This window comes from Nonomuraea sp. NPDC049709, assembly GCF_040674815.1.
Lineage (GTDB): Bacteria > Actinomycetota > Actinomycetes > Streptosporangiales > Streptosporangiaceae > Nonomuraea.
Genome location: NZ_JBFANM010000001.1, coordinates 222,864 through 239,214, shown reverse-complemented (window position 1 = coordinate 239,214; position 16,351 = coordinate 222,864). Strand labels below are relative to the sequence as shown.

Annotated in this window: 14 protein-coding genes and 1 pseudogene; 5 read left to right on the top strand and 10 right to left on the bottom strand. The window is 73.1% G+C overall.

Translation table 11 applies throughout. The features are described 5' to 3' along the window. Positions 1-114 precede the first annotated feature (114 nt). Both AB0J69_RS01250 and AB0J69_RS01245 read right to left on the bottom strand, forming a co-directional pair. A complete protein-coding gene (locus AB0J69_RS01250; RefSeq protein WP_364111544.1) occupies positions 115-2,505 on the bottom strand; it encodes an excinuclease ABC subunit UvrA in 2,391 nt (796 codons plus the stop codon). Positions 2,506-2,729: 224 nt separating this feature from the next. Then, a pseudogene (locus AB0J69_RS01245) lies at positions 2,730-3,041 on the bottom strand (MerR family DNA-binding protein); the annotation flags it as partial. 74 nt (positions 3,042-3,115) lie between these two features. On the opposite strand from AB0J69_RS01245, the gene AB0J69_RS01240 reads away from it, so the two are divergent. The 3 genes from AB0J69_RS01240 to AB0J69_RS01230 all read left to right on the top strand — a co-directional run bounded on the left by AB0J69_RS01240 (position 3,116) and on the right by AB0J69_RS01230 (position 5,380). After that, positions 3,116-3,640: a hypothetical protein gene (locus tag AB0J69_RS01240; RefSeq protein ID WP_364111542.1), complete on the top strand. Its 525-nt coding sequence runs from the start codon at positions 3,116-3,118 to the stop codon at positions 3,638-3,640. Between the two features lie 157 nt (positions 3,641-3,797). Next, positions 3,798-4,550 carry a methyltransferase domain-containing protein gene (locus AB0J69_RS01235; protein WP_364111540.1) on the top strand — a complete coding sequence of 251 codons (753 nt, stop codon included), beginning with the start codon at positions 3,798-3,800 and terminating at the stop codon, positions 4,548-4,550. A 125-nt stretch (positions 4,551-4,675) separates the two neighbouring features. Then, positions 4,676-5,380, top strand: coding sequence for a hypothetical protein (locus tag AB0J69_RS01230; protein WP_364111538.1), 705 nt, complete (start codon positions 4,676-4,678; stop codon positions 5,378-5,380). A 439-nt stretch (positions 5,381-5,819) separates the two neighbouring features. On the opposite strand, the gene AB0J69_RS01225 is transcribed toward AB0J69_RS01230, so the two are convergent. From AB0J69_RS01225 to AB0J69_RS01215, 3 genes are read right to left on the bottom strand one after another with little or no spacing between them, the layout of a single operon-like run. After that, the gene (locus tag AB0J69_RS01225; RefSeq protein WP_364111536.1) at positions 5,820-6,146 is read right to left on the bottom strand and encodes a hypothetical protein; all 327 of its coding nucleotides are present in this window, start codon (positions 6,144-6,146) and stop codon (positions 5,820-5,822) included. A 56-nt stretch (positions 6,147-6,202) separates the two neighbouring features. Continuing rightward, positions 6,203-6,667 (bottom strand): transcriptional regulator, encoded by a 465-nt coding sequence (locus AB0J69_RS01220; RefSeq protein ID WP_364111534.1) that lies wholly within the window; start codon positions 6,665-6,667, stop codon positions 6,203-6,205. Then, positions 6,664-7,407, bottom strand: a complete 744-nt coding sequence (locus tag AB0J69_RS01215; RefSeq protein WP_364111532.1) for an FMN-binding negative transcriptional regulator — start codon at positions 7,405-7,407, stop codon at positions 6,664-6,666. The genes AB0J69_RS01220 and AB0J69_RS01215 overlap by 4 nt, the downstream gene beginning before the upstream one ends. 34 nt (positions 7,408-7,441) lie before the next feature. Here AB0J69_RS01215 and AB0J69_RS01210 point away from each other — a divergent pair, with 34 nt between their 5' ends. Continuing rightward, positions 7,442-8,770, top strand: a complete 1,329-nt coding sequence (locus AB0J69_RS01210; protein ID WP_364111530.1) for an aminotransferase class I/II-fold pyridoxal phosphate-dependent enzyme — start codon at positions 7,442-7,444, stop codon at positions 8,768-8,770. A gap of 279 nt (positions 8,771-9,049) precedes the next feature. On the opposite strand, the gene AB0J69_RS01205 is transcribed toward AB0J69_RS01210, so the two are convergent. The 4 genes from AB0J69_RS01205 to AB0J69_RS01190 form a co-directional block, all read right to left on the bottom strand. Continuing rightward, the gene (locus tag AB0J69_RS01205) at positions 9,050-10,195 is read right to left on the bottom strand and encodes a Dyp-type peroxidase (protein WP_364111528.1); all 1,146 of its coding nucleotides are present in this window, start codon (positions 10,193-10,195) and stop codon (positions 9,050-9,052) included. Beyond that, positions 10,192-10,710 carry a copper chaperone PCu(A)C gene (locus AB0J69_RS01200; protein ID WP_364111526.1) on the bottom strand — a complete coding sequence of 173 codons (519 nt, stop codon included), beginning with the start codon at positions 10,708-10,710 and terminating at the stop codon, positions 10,192-10,194. Before AB0J69_RS01200 ends, AB0J69_RS01205 begins: the two co-directional genes overlap by 4 nt. A 167-nt stretch (positions 10,711-10,877) precedes the next feature. Continuing rightward, positions 10,878-11,414, bottom strand: a complete 537-nt coding sequence (locus AB0J69_RS01195; protein ID WP_364111524.1) for an MFS transporter — start codon at positions 11,412-11,414, stop codon at positions 10,878-10,880. 66 nt (positions 11,415-11,480) lie between these two features. Next, on the bottom strand, positions 11,481-12,848 hold the full coding sequence (locus AB0J69_RS01190) for an MFS transporter (RefSeq protein WP_364111522.1): 1,368 nt from the start codon (positions 12,846-12,848) through the stop codon (positions 11,481-11,483). A gap of 148 nt (positions 12,849-12,996) precedes the next feature. Here AB0J69_RS01190 and AB0J69_RS01185 point away from each other — a divergent pair, with 148 nt between their 5' ends. Then, entirely contained in the window at positions 12,997-13,716 is a 720-nt protein-coding gene (locus tag AB0J69_RS01185; protein WP_364111520.1) for a hypothetical protein, read from the top strand. A 22-nt stretch (positions 13,717-13,738) separates the two neighbouring features. Here AB0J69_RS01185 and AB0J69_RS01180 read toward each other — a convergent pair whose 3' ends face one another. After that, the gene (locus AB0J69_RS01180; protein ID WP_364111518.1) at positions 13,739-16,327 is read right to left on the bottom strand and encodes a LuxR C-terminal-related transcriptional regulator; all 2,589 of its coding nucleotides are present in this window, start codon (positions 16,325-16,327) and stop codon (positions 13,739-13,741) included. Positions 16,328-16,351 lie beyond the last annotated feature (24 nt).

Sequence of the window (16,351 nt, the reverse complement as noted above, 5' to 3'; positions counted from 1 at the left end):
GGGGTGAGGTGGGAAACGCGGATTACCAGAGGGAACGCAGTTCTGGTGGCGGGCCGGCAGGAGGGGGCAGGTGACGGCGTAGCAGCCCGTGGGCCAGGCCCGCGGGCTGCTGGGTCAGGCGCCGACGTAGGCCGCGAGGTGCTCGCCGGTGAGGGTGGAGCGGGCGGCGACGAGGTCGGCGGGGGTGCCCTCGAAGACGATCCGGCCGCCGTCGTGGCCGGCGCCGGGGCCGAGGTCGATGATCCAGTCGGCGTGCGCCATGACCGCCTGGTGATGCTCGATGACGATGACCGACTTGCCGGCGTCGACCAGCCGGTCGAGCAGGCCGAGCAACTGCTCGACGTCGGCGAGGTGCAGGCCGGTGGTCGGCTCGTCCAGGACGTAGACGCCGCCCTTCTCGGCCATGTGGGTGGCCAGTTTGAGCCGCTGCCGCTCGCCGCCGGACAGCGTGGTGAGCGGCTGGCCGAGGCTGAGGTAGCCGAGCCCGACGTCGGCGAGCCGGGTGAGGACGGCGTGCGCGGCCGGCGTGCGCGCCTCGCCGGCGCCGAAGAACTCCGCGGCTTCGGTCACCGGCATCGCGAGCACCTCGGCGATGTCGCGGCTCCCGAGGCGGTATTCCAGCACCGAGGCGTGGAACCGCTTGCCCTCGCAGTCCTCGCAGGGAGTGGTGACGCCGGCCATGATCCCCAGGTCGACGTAGATGACGCCGGCGCCGTTGCAGGTGGGGCAGGCGCCCTCGGAGTTGGCGCTGAACAGCGCCGGCTTCACGCCGTTGGCCTTCGCGAACGCCTTGCGGATCGGGTCGAGCAGCCCCGTGTACGTGGCGGGGTTGCTGCGCCGGGAGCCGCGGATGGGCGCCTGGTCGACCGAGACCACGCCCGCCGAGGCGGGGACGGAACCGTGGATCAGCGAGCTCTTGCCGGACCCGGCGACGCCGGTGACGACGCAGAGCACGCCGAGCGGGATGTCGACGTCCACGTCCTGCAGGTTGTGGGTGGTGGCGCCGCGGATCTCCAGCTTGCCGGTGGGGGTGCGCACCGACGGCTTGAGCGAGGCCCGGTCGTCGAGGTGGCAGCCGGTGATGGTGCCGGCGGCCCGCAGACCTTCGAGGGGTCCCTCGTAGCAGATGGTGCCGCCCGCCGTACCGGCGCCGGGGCCGAGGTCGACGACGTGGTCGGCGATCGCGATCGTCTCCGGCTTGTGCTCCACGACGAGCACCGTGTTGCCCTTGTCGCGCAGCCGCAGCAGCAGGTTGTTCATCCGCTGGATGTCGTGGGGGTGCAGGCCGATGGTGGGCTCGTCGAAGACGTACGTGGTGTCGGTGAGCGAGGAGCCGAGGTGGCGGATCATCTTGACGCGCTGCGCCTCGCCGCCCGACAGCGTGCCCGCCGGCCGGTCGAGCGAGAGGTAGCCCAGCCCGATCTCCACGAACGAGTCGAGGCTCTGCAGCAGCGCGGTGAGCAGCGGCGCCACCGACGGCTCGTCGAGGCCGCGGATCCATTCGGCGAGGTCGGTGATCTGCATCGCGCAGGCGTCGGCGATGTTGACGCCCTTGATCAGGGAGGAGCGCGCCTCCTCGCTGAGCCGGGTGCCCTTGCACTCGGGACAGGTGGTGAACGTGACCGCCCGGTCCACGAACGCCCGGATGTGCGGCTGCATCGCCTCGCGGTCCTTGGCGAGGAACGACTTCTGGATCTTCGGGATCAGCCCCTCGTAGGTGAGGTTGACGCCGTCGACCTTCACCTTGACCGGCTCCTTGTAGAGGAAGTCGTGCAGCTCCTTCTCGGTGTAGTCGCGGATCGGCTTGTCGGGGTCGACGAAGCCCGACTCGGCGTAGACGCGTACCGTCCAGAAGCTGTCGGACTTCCAGCCGGGGATGGTGAACGCGCCCTCGGTGAGCGACTTGGAGTCGTCGTAGAGCTGGGTGAGGTCGAGATCGGTGACCGCGCCGCGGCCTTCGCAGCGCGGGCACATGCCGCCGATGCGGGTGAAGGTCTGCTTCTCGGTCTTGCGGGCGCCGCGTTCGACCGTGATCGCGCCGCTCGCCCGGACCGTGGGGACGTTGAAGGAGAAGGCCTGGGGCGAGCCGATGTGCGGCTGCCCGAGCCGGCTGAAGAGGATGCGCAGCATCGCGTGGGCGTCGGTGGCGGTGCCGACCGTGGAGCGGGGGTCGGAGCCCATCCGCTGCTGGTCGACGATGATCGCGGTGGTCAGCCCGTCGAGCACGTCGACATCGGGCCGCGCCAGCGTGGGCATGAAGCCCTGCACGAACGCGCTGTACGTCTCGTTGATCAGCCGCTGCGACTCCGCCGCGATCGTGCCGAACACCAGGGAGCTCTTGCCCGAGCCGGAGACGCCGGTGAACACCGTCAGCCGGCGCTTGGGGATCTCGACGCTGACGTCCTTGAGGTTGTTCACGCGCGCGCCGTGCACGCGGATCAGGTCGTGGCTGTCGGCGACGTGCGGCGCCGGCGACTGCGTGTCCGTCCTCGTGGCCATGCTCATCGTTTCTCCATCTGTTGCACGGGGCCCGCCCTCGCTGACCAGCTCCGAGCAGGGTACGTCCGGTTTTCGGTTGTTCCGGCCAGCGGCGCTCATCGCCAGGACAGCCCCTTCATGGCCTGGGTGCCGGGTCACCGGTCTCTTCCGGGGTCGTTGACAGCCAGGCTAGGCGCGGCACGGGAGGCGGCGCTTCTCGAATCCTGACCGGTTGGCTCCGGCGCGTTCGTCTAGCGGGCCGCCTTCTGCGCGGTGGAGTCGCAGCTCGGATAGTGCCGTGACTCGCGTCGTTCGGTGGCGTCGATGTAGTCGTGGAGGGTCTGGCGGGCGCGGCTGAGCGTGCCGATGTGCTCGTCCAGCCCGTGCAGGCGGGCCCGCAGGGTGTCCAGGAGCTCGGGACAGGGCTCGAGATCGGGGCCCGAGCCGGTGGCGCAGGGGAGCATGTAGCCGATCTCCTGGGTCGACAGCCCGGCTTCGAGCAGCCTCCTGATCTGGGTGACGGTCAGGACGGCGTCGCTGCCGTACTCGCGGTAGCCGTTCGTGCCGCGGCCGGGCTGCCCGGGAGCTGGCCGAGTGGGCCGCCGGGCGGGACGGCGTCTACCTCGACGGCGCGATCATGGCGATTCCCCAGGCCATCGGCACGGCGGAGGCCGTCATCCTGCACAGCGGGCCGCGGGCGGCCTTCGACCGGTACGAGCCGGTCCTGAGGAGCCTGGGCGCGGGGACGACGTACCTCGGTGAGGATCACGGCCTGTCGTCGTTGTACGACGTGGCCGTGCTCGGGTTGATGTGGAGCATCCTGAACGGGTTCCTGCAGGGTGCCGCGCTGCTGGGGGCGGCGGGTGAGGAGGCGACGGCGTTCGCGCCGATCGCGCGGACGGGGATCGGGACGGTGGCCGGGTGGGTGGCCGGTTACGCGCGGCAGATCGACGACGGGGCGTACCCGGCGCTTGATTCCACGATCGACACGCATCGGGCCGCCATGGAGCATCTCGTCCACGAGAGCGAGTCTCTCGGTGTCAGCGGCGAGCTGCCGCGCTTCGTCAGGGAGCTGGCCGGACGGGCGGTGGCCGAAGGGCGCGGGGGCGACGGCTACGCGGCGATGATCGAGCAGTTCCGCAAGCCGGTTTCGCCGCGCTAATTCGGTGGACGGGTGGAGGGCGGCTGCTCTAGCGTCGCCCGGACGACAGGTCTGCCATGTGAAGAGGTGCATTTCATGAAGGTCCAGGCGCGCTCGGCCGGTGTCGTCCGGCCGGTTCTCGTACGTATCGCGTCTTCGACCGTAAGGAACCTCAGAAGTGGACCTTCCACGTAGCTTCACCATCCGCGAGAGCAGCCACCGCGTCCTCAACCCCATCACCGATGACAAGCTCGCCGTCCTGGGCCGCGCCCTGGACCTGCCGGCCGGCACCCGGATGCTCGACCTGGCCAGCGGCAAGGGGGAGATGTTGTGCACCTGGGCGCGTGACCACGGCGTGGCCGGCGTCGGGGTCGACATCAGCACCGTGTTCACGGCGGCGGCCCGGGAACGGGCCGTGCGGCTGGGCGTCGCCGACCGCGTCGCGTTCGTGCACGGTGACGCGTCCGGTCACGTCTCCGACGAGCCCGTCGACGTCGCGTCCTGCATCGGCGCCACCTGGATCGGGGGCGGCGTGCCGGGCACCGTCGAGCTGCTCGAACGCAGCCTCCGTCCCGGCGGGACGCTGCTGATCGGCGAGCCGTACTGGCGGCTCGACCCGCCGGACCAGGCCACCGTCGAGGGCTGCCACATGAGCCGCAAGGACGAGCTGCGCGACCTGCCCGGGCTGCTCGAACGGTTCGGGGAGCTCGGCTGGGACGTCGTCGAGATGGTCCTGGCCGATCAGGACAGCTGGGACAGGTACGCGGCGGCGCAGTGGCTGAACGTCCGGCGCTGGCTCGATCGGCATCCCGACGACGAGCTGGCCGGCGAGATGCGGGCGGAGCTCACGACCGCTCCGGTGCGGCATGCCCGTTACCAGCGTGAATATCTTGGCTGGGGGGTTTTCGCGCTCATGCGGCGCCCCGGCTGACCTGGTCGGGTCAGTGGAGGAGGTTCCGGTTCCGCCGGGGCCTCTGCCCGTCTGTTCGAAAATTTTCGATCTGAGCCGGCGGTTCGCGGGGCGGCGGTAACGTGCGGCCGGTGATGATCCAGAGGATGAGGCCGGCCGCCGTCGTGGGGGCCGTGGCGGCCACGGTGCTCGCGGGGATGACCGGGCCCGCTCAGGCGGCGGACAACTACGGCGAGTACTCCCGGTTCGCCGAGCGCAGTGCCGGGCAGCACTGGGCTGACGGGCAGGCGGCCGGGCAATGGACGTGGAAGCCGCTTTCGTCCACGACGTCCGAGATCAGTTGGGGTGACCCGAAGAGCTGGCCGCCGGATTACGCGGAGAAGTTCGTCCGCGGTGGCGACTGGTTGCTCCTGGACGGGTGGCGGGACAACGGGACCTACTACACCCTCAGGGTCACCAAGGAACAGATCGGCGACGCCAAGTGCGGAAATTTGCGGACATTCGCCACCTCCGGTCGGCAGCACTACGTCAAGTGGGACATTCCTCCGCAGGGGTACTGCCTGAAGGCGTGGGGGACGATCACCGAGCAGTCCTCGGGCAAGGTCGTCGACTTCGGGCACACCCAGATCTGGTCGCCGCCCGCTCCCTGCTCGAACCGGTACCTGAGCAACCAGACCTGCATCAAGCAGTGGGAGTCGTGGTGGGACAACAACGGCAGTCCCGGCAAACCGATCGTCCGGAAGCTTGAGCGCGACCAGTACATCGCCCGGGGGAAGGGGATGGCGTTCAGGATCCAGCAGTACTTCCCGAAGGAGTGGAAGTCGGAGGCGCGGTCGTACTGGAACTGGTGATCCCATTCCGATGACGCGGCGGGGTCGTGCGACCCCGCCGCGTGGTCTTTCACCACGTCGGCGCGTGCGGTCGTCCACAGGGTGTGGGTGCTGGGCGGCGAGGCTCCCGGGATGGGTGGCGGGGGCGTTACCCGGCGTCGTCCGATGGTGGGATGAAGGGCTGCGGAGGTGTGGTAAAAGGCGTCTCGGCCGTGCCGCCATGGCCGGTGCGACGGTGCTCTTCGGCGCTCCGACCATGTCTCTGACCTGGGGAAACGTGCCGTCGGTCGGGGTGGCGGGCGGCTCGTGGGAGCCTGGTTCCGGACGGCTTCGGGGGAGCGGGTGGAGGCGCCGAGTTTCGTCCCGGTTCGGGCGCTGCCGGGCAGGTGGGCGGCGTTGTCGTGGGGTGCGGCGTCGTGAGGTTATCCACAGTCTGAGGGTGTTATCCACAGGTTGTGGGTCAGTGGGCGCCGGGCGGTTCCGGTGCGGCGATGATGACGTCGTGATGGCTGACGGTGGTGCTGTAGGTCAGGAGGGCGGCCTGGGCGTCCGGCTCGACGACGGCGGTGTCGATGCTCTCCCCGGCGAAGCCCTTGATCGCTTCGAGCGACTCCCAGAGGGTGACGGCCTGGAGCTCGATCTGGGCTCCGGCGGCGCGCTGGAGGAGGTAGGCGCCGCGGTGGCCGTGGACGCCCTGGAGCTCGGGGAGGACGGCGTTCCTGAAGTGACGCTGATAGGCCTCGGCTCCCGTCGGCGTGGCGGTGGCGTGCCAGACCCTGGCGATCATCTTCGACTCCTCTGCCTTCAGCCTGCCGGGTCCCGACGGGAGGGTCTCGTGCGGGGTCAGTCGTGCGTGGCCGCGGTCCGGTCGAGCACCTCGGCCAGGGCGGCCATGGAGGTCCTGGCCGAGCGGATGCGTGCGGTCTGCGCCTCGTCGGCCCAGCCCATCCGCAGGCCCTCGGCCGCCAGCTCGCCGAACGCCGTGAACGCGGCGAGCTTCTGCCGGATGACCTTGGACCAGGCGTCGTCCTCGATCTGGTAGTAGACGTTGCGCTCCCCGGGCTTGCGGAACCGGCGGATGAGCTTGATGGACGTCAGGAGGTGCAGGTTCGTCGTCAGTGACGCGCGGCTGGCGCCGATGGCCCCGGCGATGTCGTCGGCGGTCTGCTCCGGCGGGTCGCAGGCCATGAGCCAGCCCAGGACGCGGCCGGTGATCGGGGCGAGCCCCCACTCCGCGGAGACGAACGTCGCCACCCGCTCGACCCATTCGAGCACCTGCTCGCGCTCGGGGCCGTCCTGCGCACTCATGCGATCAGCCTAACCGTCACTGTTGTTCTCACCAGTTGTTTCAGGCCGGGCTGAAACAACTGGCAGACGGGGAGGTGGCGGGTGATTCGGGCCTGGCCGAAGGCCGGCGCGGGGTCAGGTGGTGGTCTGGTGCTTCGGCGGCGCTGCTGGGTCAGGGCGCCGGCGTCCCCGGGCAGGGCGCGTTCCGTGAGCCCGGCGGCGACGCGATCCCGGAGCTCGGGCCGGTGGTCGTCATACTTGAACTTGGCCCGCACGTCCAGCACCCGCAGCCGCAGGCCGCGGATCGCCGACAACATCTTGTGGTACGGCCCCGCGGCGGCGGACACCTCGCCATGGTCGCCGGCCGGCTGGTGGTGGGCGAGCTGGCGGCGCAGGATCTCCGCCTTGCCCTCCCTGTCGTCCACGATCTCGGCCCGGCAGACGAGCTGCACAGAGGCGTAATAGCTGGTCGGCACGCCGGCCTCGGGGGAGTCGGCGCGCCAGCCGGACGGGATGTAGGCGTAGTCGTCGTGCACGCTCACCACCGCCATCGGGTTGGCCTCCAGCGCCGCCCAGATCGGGTTGGGCCTGGCCAGGTGGAGCACCACCTCGCTCGCCCCGTCGAACAGGAAATGGGTCGGCACCACCACGGGCGCCGCGCCGTCCACACCGTTGGCCGCGATCTGGCCGAAGTCGCGCGTGCGCAGCCAGCTCCGCCACTCGTCGTGGTCGCGGGCGGCGTCCCAGGGGTGAATGAGCACACGAACCTCTTTGTATTAGTACATAATAAATTTTGTGCTAGGAACATACACGATCGCTGGTGAGACAGCCAGTGAGATCGCCGCGGGGGTCGAGGTCGCCGTGTCGGAAGGGCGACTGCCGCCTGGGGCGATGTTGCCGCCGGTCCGCGAGGTGGCGGCGCGGGCCGGGGTCAGCCCCGGGACGGCGGCGGCCGCGTACCGGCTGTTGCGCGAGCGGGGTGTCGTGGAGACCGCCGGGCGGCGGGGGACTCGGGTGCGGCCCCGGCCCGCCAGCACGTTCCGCGAGGAGATCCGTATCGATGTGCCTGCCGGGGCGCGCGACCTGTCCAAGGGCAACCCCGACCCCCGGCTGCTGCCGCCGCTGCACGAGGCGCTCGCCGCGGCGGCCCGGGCGCACGAGGAGCGGCCCGCCATGTACGGGACCGGCGACGACGAGGAGCTCATCGCCCTGGCCGGGGAGCGGTTGCGGGCGGACGGCGTGCCCCCGGGGTCGCCGGCGATCACCTCCGGCACCCTCGACGCGGTCGAACGCGTCCTGGCCGTACACCTGCGCCCGGGTGACGCGATCGCCGTCGAGGACCCGGGCTGGACGGCGCTGCTCGACCTGGTCGCCGTCCTGGGGTTGCGCCCGGTGCCGATGCGGCTGGACGACGAGGGGCCGCTGCCGGAGGAGCTCGGCCGGGCGCTGAAAGCCGGGGTCCGGGCCGTGGTGATCACTGCCCGCGCCCAGAACCCGACGGGCGCCGCCGTCTCCGCCACACGGGCCGGGGCGCTGCGGGGGCTGCTGGCGGCGTACCCGGAGGTGCTGCTGATCGAGGACGATCATGCCTCCGGGTTCGTGGAGCTGCCCCTGCACCCGCTGGGCGGCGTCACGACGCGGTGGATCCTCACCCGGTCCACGGCCAAGGCGTTCGGGCCCGATCTGCGGCTGGCGCTGATCACCGGCGACCCGGTCACGCTCGACCGGTTGCGCGGGCGGCAGCGGCTGGCCGCCGGGTGGGTGAGCCACCTGCTGCAACGCGCCGTGGCCCACCTCTGGCGGACGGGCGCGGTGGACACGGCGGCGGTGGCGGCGTCGTACGCGCGGCGCCGGGACGGCCTGGTGTCGGCGCTCGCCGGGCGCGGCGTACCGGCGCACGGCCGCAGCGGTCTGAACGTGTGGATCCCCGTCGCCGACGAGGCCACCGCGATCACCCGGCTGCTGGCCCGCGGGTGGGCGTGCGCCCCGGGCGCCCGCAACCGGATCGGCGCGCCGCCCGCGCTGCGCCTGACCGTCTCTTCCCTGGACCCGGAGGAGATCGAGCCGCTCGCCGACGACCTGGCCGCCGCACTTCGCCCCACCCTGACCGGGCGGTACGGGTAGGCGGGGCGTCCGCGTGTGCCCCGCTTGATCCAGGCCCGCCCGCCATGGCCGCAGTCCCGCCGCGTGGTCCCACAGGCCGCCGGAGCGGACGGCGGTGACCAGACCCGCCGCAGCCTGGTCTTCCACCTCCTCACCAGCCGGAGACGCGGCCAAGCCTGGGGTCCGGCCGGGGGAGCGGCGTCCGGGGAGGCGGGGTTCGGCGGCGGGCCTGGGGGAGGGCGCCGGAGACATGGCCGGGGAGGCGGGCGGGAGGCGGCCCTCTCCCCGGCCGCCTGGTTGTCAGGTCAGGAGGCCCTCCCCGATCCAGCCGCCGGGTGCGCAACCCGGCGGGATGGCGAAGACGGCCGACCCGATGGTGGTGATCCACTCGTTGAGCAGGTCAGCCTCGGCCAGCCGGCGCTGTACGGGGACGAACTGCCGGTCAAGGTCCGCCTGGTACGAGGCGAACAGCAGCCCCGAGTCCGACTCGCCCTTCTCGGTGAGGCCCTCGTCGTAGTTGTAGGGCCGCCGGAGCAGGCGCAGCGCGGGATCGGTCACGTGGGCCCGCCTGATGTGGGCGTACTCGGAGATGACCGGGAACCCGAGGTGGTTCTTCCGGGCGTAGTCGGGTTCGTCGGTCTCCGCCGCGCCCGTGAGCGGCGCTCCGGTGCCGAGGCGGCGGCCGATGGTGAACTCCCTGGCCACCCGGTCGGCCGCGTCCCAGGTCTCCAGCTTCATCCGGATCCGGCGCAGCACCATCGTGGTGCCGCCGCGCAATGGGCCCTTGCCGATCCACACGGCCTGGTCCAGCCGGTCGGTGGGGTTGACCGTGCCTTCGAGCTGGCCCATCAGGTTGCGCCGCGTGCCGCTGCGGAACCCGCGCTGCGTCCACCGTACGCGGGCGAAGGACCGCGCGTCCTTCACGATCATCCGTACGGCGTGCGCGACGGTCACGGCGTCGTCCGCGCACACCTGGACGAGCAGATCGCCCCCGCTCCACTGCTTCTCCAGCCGGTCCGTCCCGAACGCGGGCAGCGCGGCGACCGGCGATCCCACCCCGGCCGCCGTGAACAGCCCCGGCCCGAACCCGAACGTGACCGTCAGCCTGGCCGGGTTCGTGGCCAGCTCGGGCTCGGTGTCGGCCAGCGCCGGTCGCCCCTGGGTGAGGCGGGCCGCGTCGTCGGTGAGGAGCCGCAGCAGCCGTACGATCGCCTCCCGGCGGGTGTCCGGCAGCAGGTCGAAGCCCAGGAACACGGCGTGGGCCTGCGGCGTCGTGGCCACGCCCGCCTGATGCGCACCGTGGAACGGCTCAAGGCGTCCGGGCGACCGGACCTGGGCCTGCGACCGTGCCGGGGCGGGCGGCTCGGTCCGCGCGGAGGATTCGGCCGCGAGGGCGCCGGCCGCGGTGGCGGCGCCCCCGGCGAACAGCCCTCTGCGGCTGATCACTTGTGCCCCGGCTGGTAGTCCTCCTCGCCGCCGGCGAAGTCCTTGCCGACGGCGGTGAACTCCAGTGGCTCACCGTCCTTGACCTGGAGGGTGAACGGGATCGTGGCTCCCGGCAGCACCTCCTTCGTGACACCCATCAGCATGATGTGGTCGCCGCCGGGCTGGAGCTCGTGGGTGCCGTGGGCGGGCACGACGAACCCGCCCTCCTTGGGCCGCATGACCATCTTGCCGCCGGACTCGACCACCTCGTGCAGCTCGATGACCGGGGAGAGGGGCGAGGCGCCGGACACGATGGTGATCGGCGAGTCCCCCTTGTTGACCAGCGTCCCGAAGGCCGCGGTCATCCCCTTCTCGGTGGTCTTCACCCAGGGGTCGGTGATGCTCAGCCCGGCGGTGGCCGAGGCGGACACGGTGGGAGCGGAGACGGGAGCGGCGACGGGGGCGGCGGCAGGGGAGCCGCAGCCGGCCAGCGCCACGACGGCGGCGGCGAGCACGAGGGCATGACGAGAGAACATGGCAGTGCCTTTCTCCGCCCGGCATGCCGAAGCAGACCCTGCCGGGCGGCGGGGGTCGTCTGAGAGAGGGACGTCTGCCTGCCCCGTGGCCAGGCGGCCGGACGGGGAACGTCCGGCCGGGCCCATGAGCGAGGCGGCGACGGGGAACGTCGTGCCGGACCAGGGGGTCAGGCGGTGACGGCCCTTGGCGGGCCCCTTCTGCTGACGACGTGCCGCAGCACGGCCGAGCGCAGCACGGGTGGCTCGGTCGTACCCAGGGAGGTGGAGAAAGGTGTGGTGAGGAGCGGCAGCCGGATGACCAGCAGCCGTACGGCCAGGCGGCGCAGCAGCGCCCAGAGCGCGGCCTCGCCGCGCGCCAGCCACAGCGCGGTCAACCCGACCGCCAAGCCGTGGGCGACGAGCATGCCCAGACCGGGCACGAGCCCGGAGTGCAGGTGGGACGCCGGCATCCGCGGCGAGGCGGCGTGGGACAGGGAGAACAGCAGGTGGAGCACCACCTGCACCCCGGCGAGCAGCGGCAGGATCACCGCGAGCGACCGCTCGCGCCCGGCCAGCGGGTACGCCGCCGCGAACGCCAGCCCTGACGCCGCCACCATGGCCGGAGCCGGCACGGAGGCCCCGCCGAGCAGGTGCGCCGCCACGCCCAGCCCGAGACACACCACGGCGAACACCGCGGTGCGGGCCAGACGGAACGGCACTGCCACACGCCAAGCATTCCACGCCACCCACGCGGTCCGGGCGCCGATCCCACCCGCATCCCCGTTCCCGCCTCAGACCCGGCTTTGATCGTGCTTCACGTGAAACTCCGTGTTCGCCGGGGTTCGGGGAAGCCGGAGAGCCAGCAGGCCGAGTGCCGCCGCGAGGAGCATCGTGAGTGCGGCCAGCGCCGCCGCGTCCCACCCACCGCCCAGCGCCCCGAAGAACACCGCCCCGGTGGCCGTGCCGCCGAGCACTCCCCCGGCCTCCTGCATGGTCCCGAGCACGCCGGCCGCCGAACCCGCCCGCGAGGGCCGTACCGCTGACAGGACGGAGGAGAGCAGCGGCGACATCATCCGCCCCATCCCGGCCCCCGTCACCAGCAGCGCCAGCCCCACCTGGTACGGCTCCGCCGCGCCCGCCACCACGAGGTACAGCAGCCCCAGCCCCAGAACCAGCACCGGCGCCCCGAAGCGGCCAGGACGCAGGGAGGCCACGAAGAAGCCGGCGTTCAGCGCGGTGCACACGGCGCCGGCGGCGAGCGGGCCGAGCCCGAGCCCGTCCTGCAGGTACAGGGCGAGCACGAACGACAACCCGGCCGACGTGCCGAACAGCAGCCCCACCGCCACCAGCCCCCAGGCGAACCCCTTCTCCGCGAACACGGCCAGATCGAGCAGCGGCACCCGGCCGGAGGCGGTCAGATGCCGCTGGCGGCGTACGAAGGCGGCCAACAACGGCGGCGCGGCGGCCAGGCACAGCCACGTCCACAGCGGCCAGCCCTGCTCGCGCCCCTCGGCCAGCGGCAGCACCACCGCCACCAGCCCGGCCGCGACCAGCGCCGCCCCGGCCACGTCGAGGTAGCCGTGCGAGCCGCCGGTACGGGGGAGCAGCCGCCGGGACGCCGCCAGCGCCACCACACCGATCGGTACGTTGACCAGGAAGCAGGCCCGCCAGCCCAGCCCCAGGGGATCGGCCGCCACCAGCAGCCCGCCGACCACCTGGCCGCTCACCCCGGCCAGCCCGACGGCGGTGCCGTACCAGCCGAACGCCCTGGCCCGGTCCGCGCCCTGGTACAGCACGCCGAGCAGGGCAAGGACCTGCGGGGCGAGCAGCGCCGCCGCGACGCCCTGCGCGACCCTGGCCGCCACCAGCACCGTCGCGTCGCCGGCCAGCCCGCACCCGGCGGAGGCCAGCGTGAACAGCGCCAGCCCGGCGGCGAACACGCGCCGGTGCCCGAACAGGTCGCCGAGCCGCCCGGAGAGGATCAGCCCGGCCGCGTACGCCAGCCCGTACCCGGCGATCACGAGCTGGACGGCGGCGTCGCCCGCGCGCAGGTCGGCGCGGATGGAGGGCACGGCCAGGTTCGCGACGAAGAAGTCGAGCGTGGTCACGAACACCGCGACCAGCAGCACGGGCAGGGCCGCCCAGCGGCGGGCAGTCATGAGGACTCCAGGGAGACAGGGGAAAGGGGAGACAGCGGAGGGAGGCGGTGGGAGAACACCGGCAGGCGGCGGACGGTTGAGCTCACCCTGGAGCCGGAGCGTTATGATTCCCTGCGGATCCGCTACGGATCGCCGCATAATCAACGCGATGCCGAAATTTCACGACCTGTCGGAATATGCGGCGGCGCTCGCCCCGATCACCGGCGCAGTCCACGTCAACGTGCACGCCTCGGCCGCCAGAGCCGTCGCCGAGCTGGCCGAGACGTCGGGCGTGACCCCGGGACTCCTGTCCGACCTGCGGTTCACGCTGCCCCTGCGCCCCCTGACCCGGCCGGGACTGGCCACGATCGACCGGTACGCCGACGCGGCCGCCCGCGAGCGCGGCCTCCAGGAGCACCTGCGCGAGGGCACCCTGGCCGAGGACGGAGACGGGGTGCTGCGGCTGACGGGCAAGGGGCTGGAGTTCGTCCACCGGCTGTACGAGATCCACGCCGCCACGGCCGAGCGCGTCTGGGCGGGCAACGACCTGCCAGGGCTGGCCGGGCTGATGGGCAGGGTGCTCGACGGGGCCGAGCGGATGCCGGGTGGGGCGCTGGAGCTGGTGTCGCCGCCGTACGAGCCGGAGGGAGCGGCGCCCGGGCTGCTGCTGTTCAACCGGCTCGCCGCCGTCCGCTACCACCGCGCCGACGCCCACGCCGCGGCCTGGCGGGCGGCAGGGTTGTCCGCGGCCGAGATCGTCGGCCTGGCGGACGGGCCCCTGCGCGCGGGGATCGAGGCGGATACGAACCGGCGGGCCGCGGCGCCGTACCGGACCCTGTTCGCCGGGGAGCGCGAGACCCTGCACGACGGGCTGCTCAAACTCGTCTAGAACAGCCCGTCGCCGGGCTCGGTCAGAGCACCGCGAGCAGGCGGCCCACCTGCGTGCGGTCGTTCACGCCGAGCTTGTCGTAGGCGGCCTGCAGATGGTTGGCCGCCGTCCGCGTGGACAGCGTCAGCCGGTCGGCGATCTGCCGGTTCGTCAACCCGGCCGCGGCGAGCTGGACGATCTCCCGCTGCCGCGGCGTCAGGTCCGGCGCGGCCAGCTCGACCAGCGCCGGGGTCGAGACCCCCGAGCAACACCGGGCCAGCGCCCATGCCCTCGTCTGCGCGCCCCTGGCCAGGGTGCCCCGGCCGGCCTCCCGATGCGCCGCGGCCTCGTGCGCCGTGGCCTCGGCCGCGTACAGCGGCAGGCCGAGCCGCTCGAACTCGCCCGCCACCGCCCGCAGCGCGGACGCGTCCCCGAGCGCTTGCCCGTGCCGGGCGAGCACCTCGACCAGCGGCCCCTCCATCTGCCCGGCCAGCGCCCCGAGCCGCTCCACCGCCGGCTCCGGAGCGCCCAGCCGCACCAGGTCGTGCAGCGCGAACATCAGGTTGCCGCGCAGCTCGTGCCGCTCCGCGTGCTCGGCCGCCACCAGGCACAGCCGCACCGCCTCGGCCAGGTCGCCGGCCGCCGCCGCGACCCAGACCGCCGCGTGCAGCACGTGCTGCCGGGTGAACGCCCACCTGGCGGTCAGCTCCTCGGCCTCGGCCAGCGACTCCCTGGCCTCGTCGAGCCGGCCCAGCAGCGCGAGCGCGTGCGCCTGCTCGGCCACGCACCGCCCCAGGTACGGCTCCCGCTGGGGCAGCCGGGCCATGTCGTGCCGGCACCAGCGCACCGCCTCGTCCGCGTCGCCACGCAACCTGGCCACCATCGCCCGGTAGGCCGCGAACCCGGTCACCGACAGCTCGGCGGCGGGCAGCTCCATGCCGCGCTCCGCGGTACGCGCCGCCGCCTCCAGCCGCCCGGAGAACGTCTGCGCGGCGCACAGCGCGTCCAGGAACGTCGGCAGCGCGTGCGGGGCATCGTCCTGCCAGTCCTCGACGGTCGCCATGGTGCGATCGGCCACGGCCAGGCTGCGTTCGGTCCGGCCCGCGTACGCGTCCACCCACGCCTCCAGGGAGGCCGCGTGCGCCCCGCCCCGCGGCGTCCCCGGCTCGCACGCGCGGGCCCTGGCCAGCGCCTGGGCCGCCCCGGTCAGGCGGCCGGCGAAGCAGTCGGTGACGGCGCGGTAGACGTACGCCTCCTGCCGCCAGCCGGGATCGGTCAGCGTCTCGGCGGCCACGTCGAGCACCCGGCACGCCTCGGCGTCCGCGCCCGCCCACGCCAGGTTCACGCCCAGGCTGTAGGCGTGCTGGGCACGCTCGCTCTCGGTCACCGCGTCCCTGGCCGCCAGCCGCAGCGCGGTCACCGCCGCGTCCGCGTCGCCCAGCACCATGAGCACCTCGCCGAGCAGCGCGACCGCCGCCACGCCGGCTCCGGCGTCGATGGCGGCCCTGGCCAGCCGCTCGGCCAGCCGGGGGTCCTGCCGGCCCCAGGCCAGCTTGGCGGCCGAGGCCAGCATCGCGGGGTTGGTGACCGAGCCGCTGTCCAGCCGCCACACGGCGGCCCGCAGCTCGTCCTCGCGCCGCCGCAGCCCGGTGGCCTCCAGCGCCCCGGCCAGCATTCGCAGCCGCCGCCGCGCCCGCAGCGTGCCGCAGTCGCCGCGGACCACCTCGCCGTAGAGCGGGTGGCCGAGCCGCAGGTGCTCGCGCCTGCCCTCGCCCATGGCCACGACCAGGCCACGCGCCTCGACCCGCTCGACGGCCGCCGCCGAGGTCAGCCCCTCCAGCAGCTCGGTGCCCAGTGGCTCCCCGAACGCCACCAGCTCCAGCACCTCGCGCTCCTCCGGGTCGAGATGTCCTATCCGGTCGCCCACCAGCTCGCGCAGCCGGGTCGTCATGGACACCTCACCCCGCCAGCGCCACACGCCGTCCCGCTCGGCCAGGCAGCCGGAGGCGCGCCCCGCGTGCACGACCTCGCGCAGGTACAGCACGTTCCCCTCGCTGACCCCCGCCAGATGCCGGACGGTCTCCGCCGCCACCTCACCGCCGAGCGCCCCCGCGAGCACCTCCCCGACCTCCTCCACGGTCAGCGGCGGCAGCTCGATCCGCTCCAGCAGCTCGTCCTTCCACAACGCGGTCACCGGGTCCGGCTGCGGCTCCCCCGACCTGACCGTCACCAGCAGCCGCGCCTGCCCGTTCCCGGCCAGGTAGTGCACCAGCGCCGCCGAGGCCGGGTCCAGCCGGTGCGCGTCGTCCACGCTCACCAGCAGCCGGCCGCGTCCCGCCCGGTCGCGCAGGTGACGCGCGGCCCAGCGAAGGAGGTTCTCGCCGCTGCGCGGCGGCCCCGTCAGGACGTGCGCGAACGCCCCGAACGGGATCATCGACGCGGTCTCCGTGCCCAGCGCGCGCACGACCGAGTACCCCGGTAACCCGGCCAGCGACTGCGCCGCCAGCCTGCTCTTGCCCACTCCCGCCGCTCCGGCGATCATCATGCCCGCCCCCGACCGCAACGCCTCCCGCACGGTCGTGAGTGGCCCCCCTCGCCCGACGAACGGCCAACAGCTCCCCTGCTCGCTCATCGTGCCTCCTCTCGCCACCCATCG

Coding starts and splice junctions, on each gene's coding strand:
- AB0J69_RS01250 (WP_364111544.1), bottom strand. CDS start 2,505: ATGAGCATGGCCACGAGGACGGACACGCAGTCGCCGGCGCCGCACGTC.
- AB0J69_RS01240 (WP_364111542.1), top strand. CDS start 3,116: ATGGCGATTCCCCAGGCCATCGGCACGGCGGAGGCCGTCATCCTGCAC.
- AB0J69_RS01230 (WP_364111538.1), top strand. CDS start 4,676: ATGAGGCCGGCCGCCGTCGTGGGGGCCGTGGCGGCCACGGTGCTCGCG.
- AB0J69_RS01225 (WP_364111536.1), bottom strand. CDS start 6,146: ATGATCGCCAGGGTCTGGCACGCCACCGCCACGCCGACGGGAGCCGAG.
- AB0J69_RS01220 (WP_364111534.1), bottom strand. CDS start 6,667: ATGAGTGCGCAGGACGGCCCCGAGCGCGAGCAGGTGCTCGAATGGGTC.
- AB0J69_RS01200 (WP_364111526.1), bottom strand. CDS start 10,710: ATGTTCTCTCGTCATGCCCTCGTGCTCGCCGCCGCCGTCGTGGCGCTG.
- AB0J69_RS01190 (WP_364111522.1), bottom strand. CDS start 12,848: ATGACTGCCCGCCGCTGGGCGGCCCTGCCCGTGCTGCTGGTCGCGGTG.
- AB0J69_RS01185 (WP_364111520.1), top strand. CDS start 12,997: ATGCCGAAATTTCACGACCTGTCGGAATATGCGGCGGCGCTCGCCCCG.
- AB0J69_RS01180 (WP_364111518.1), bottom strand. CDS start 16,327: ATGAGCGAGCAGGGGAGCTGTTGGCCGTTCGTCGGGCGAGGGGGGCCA.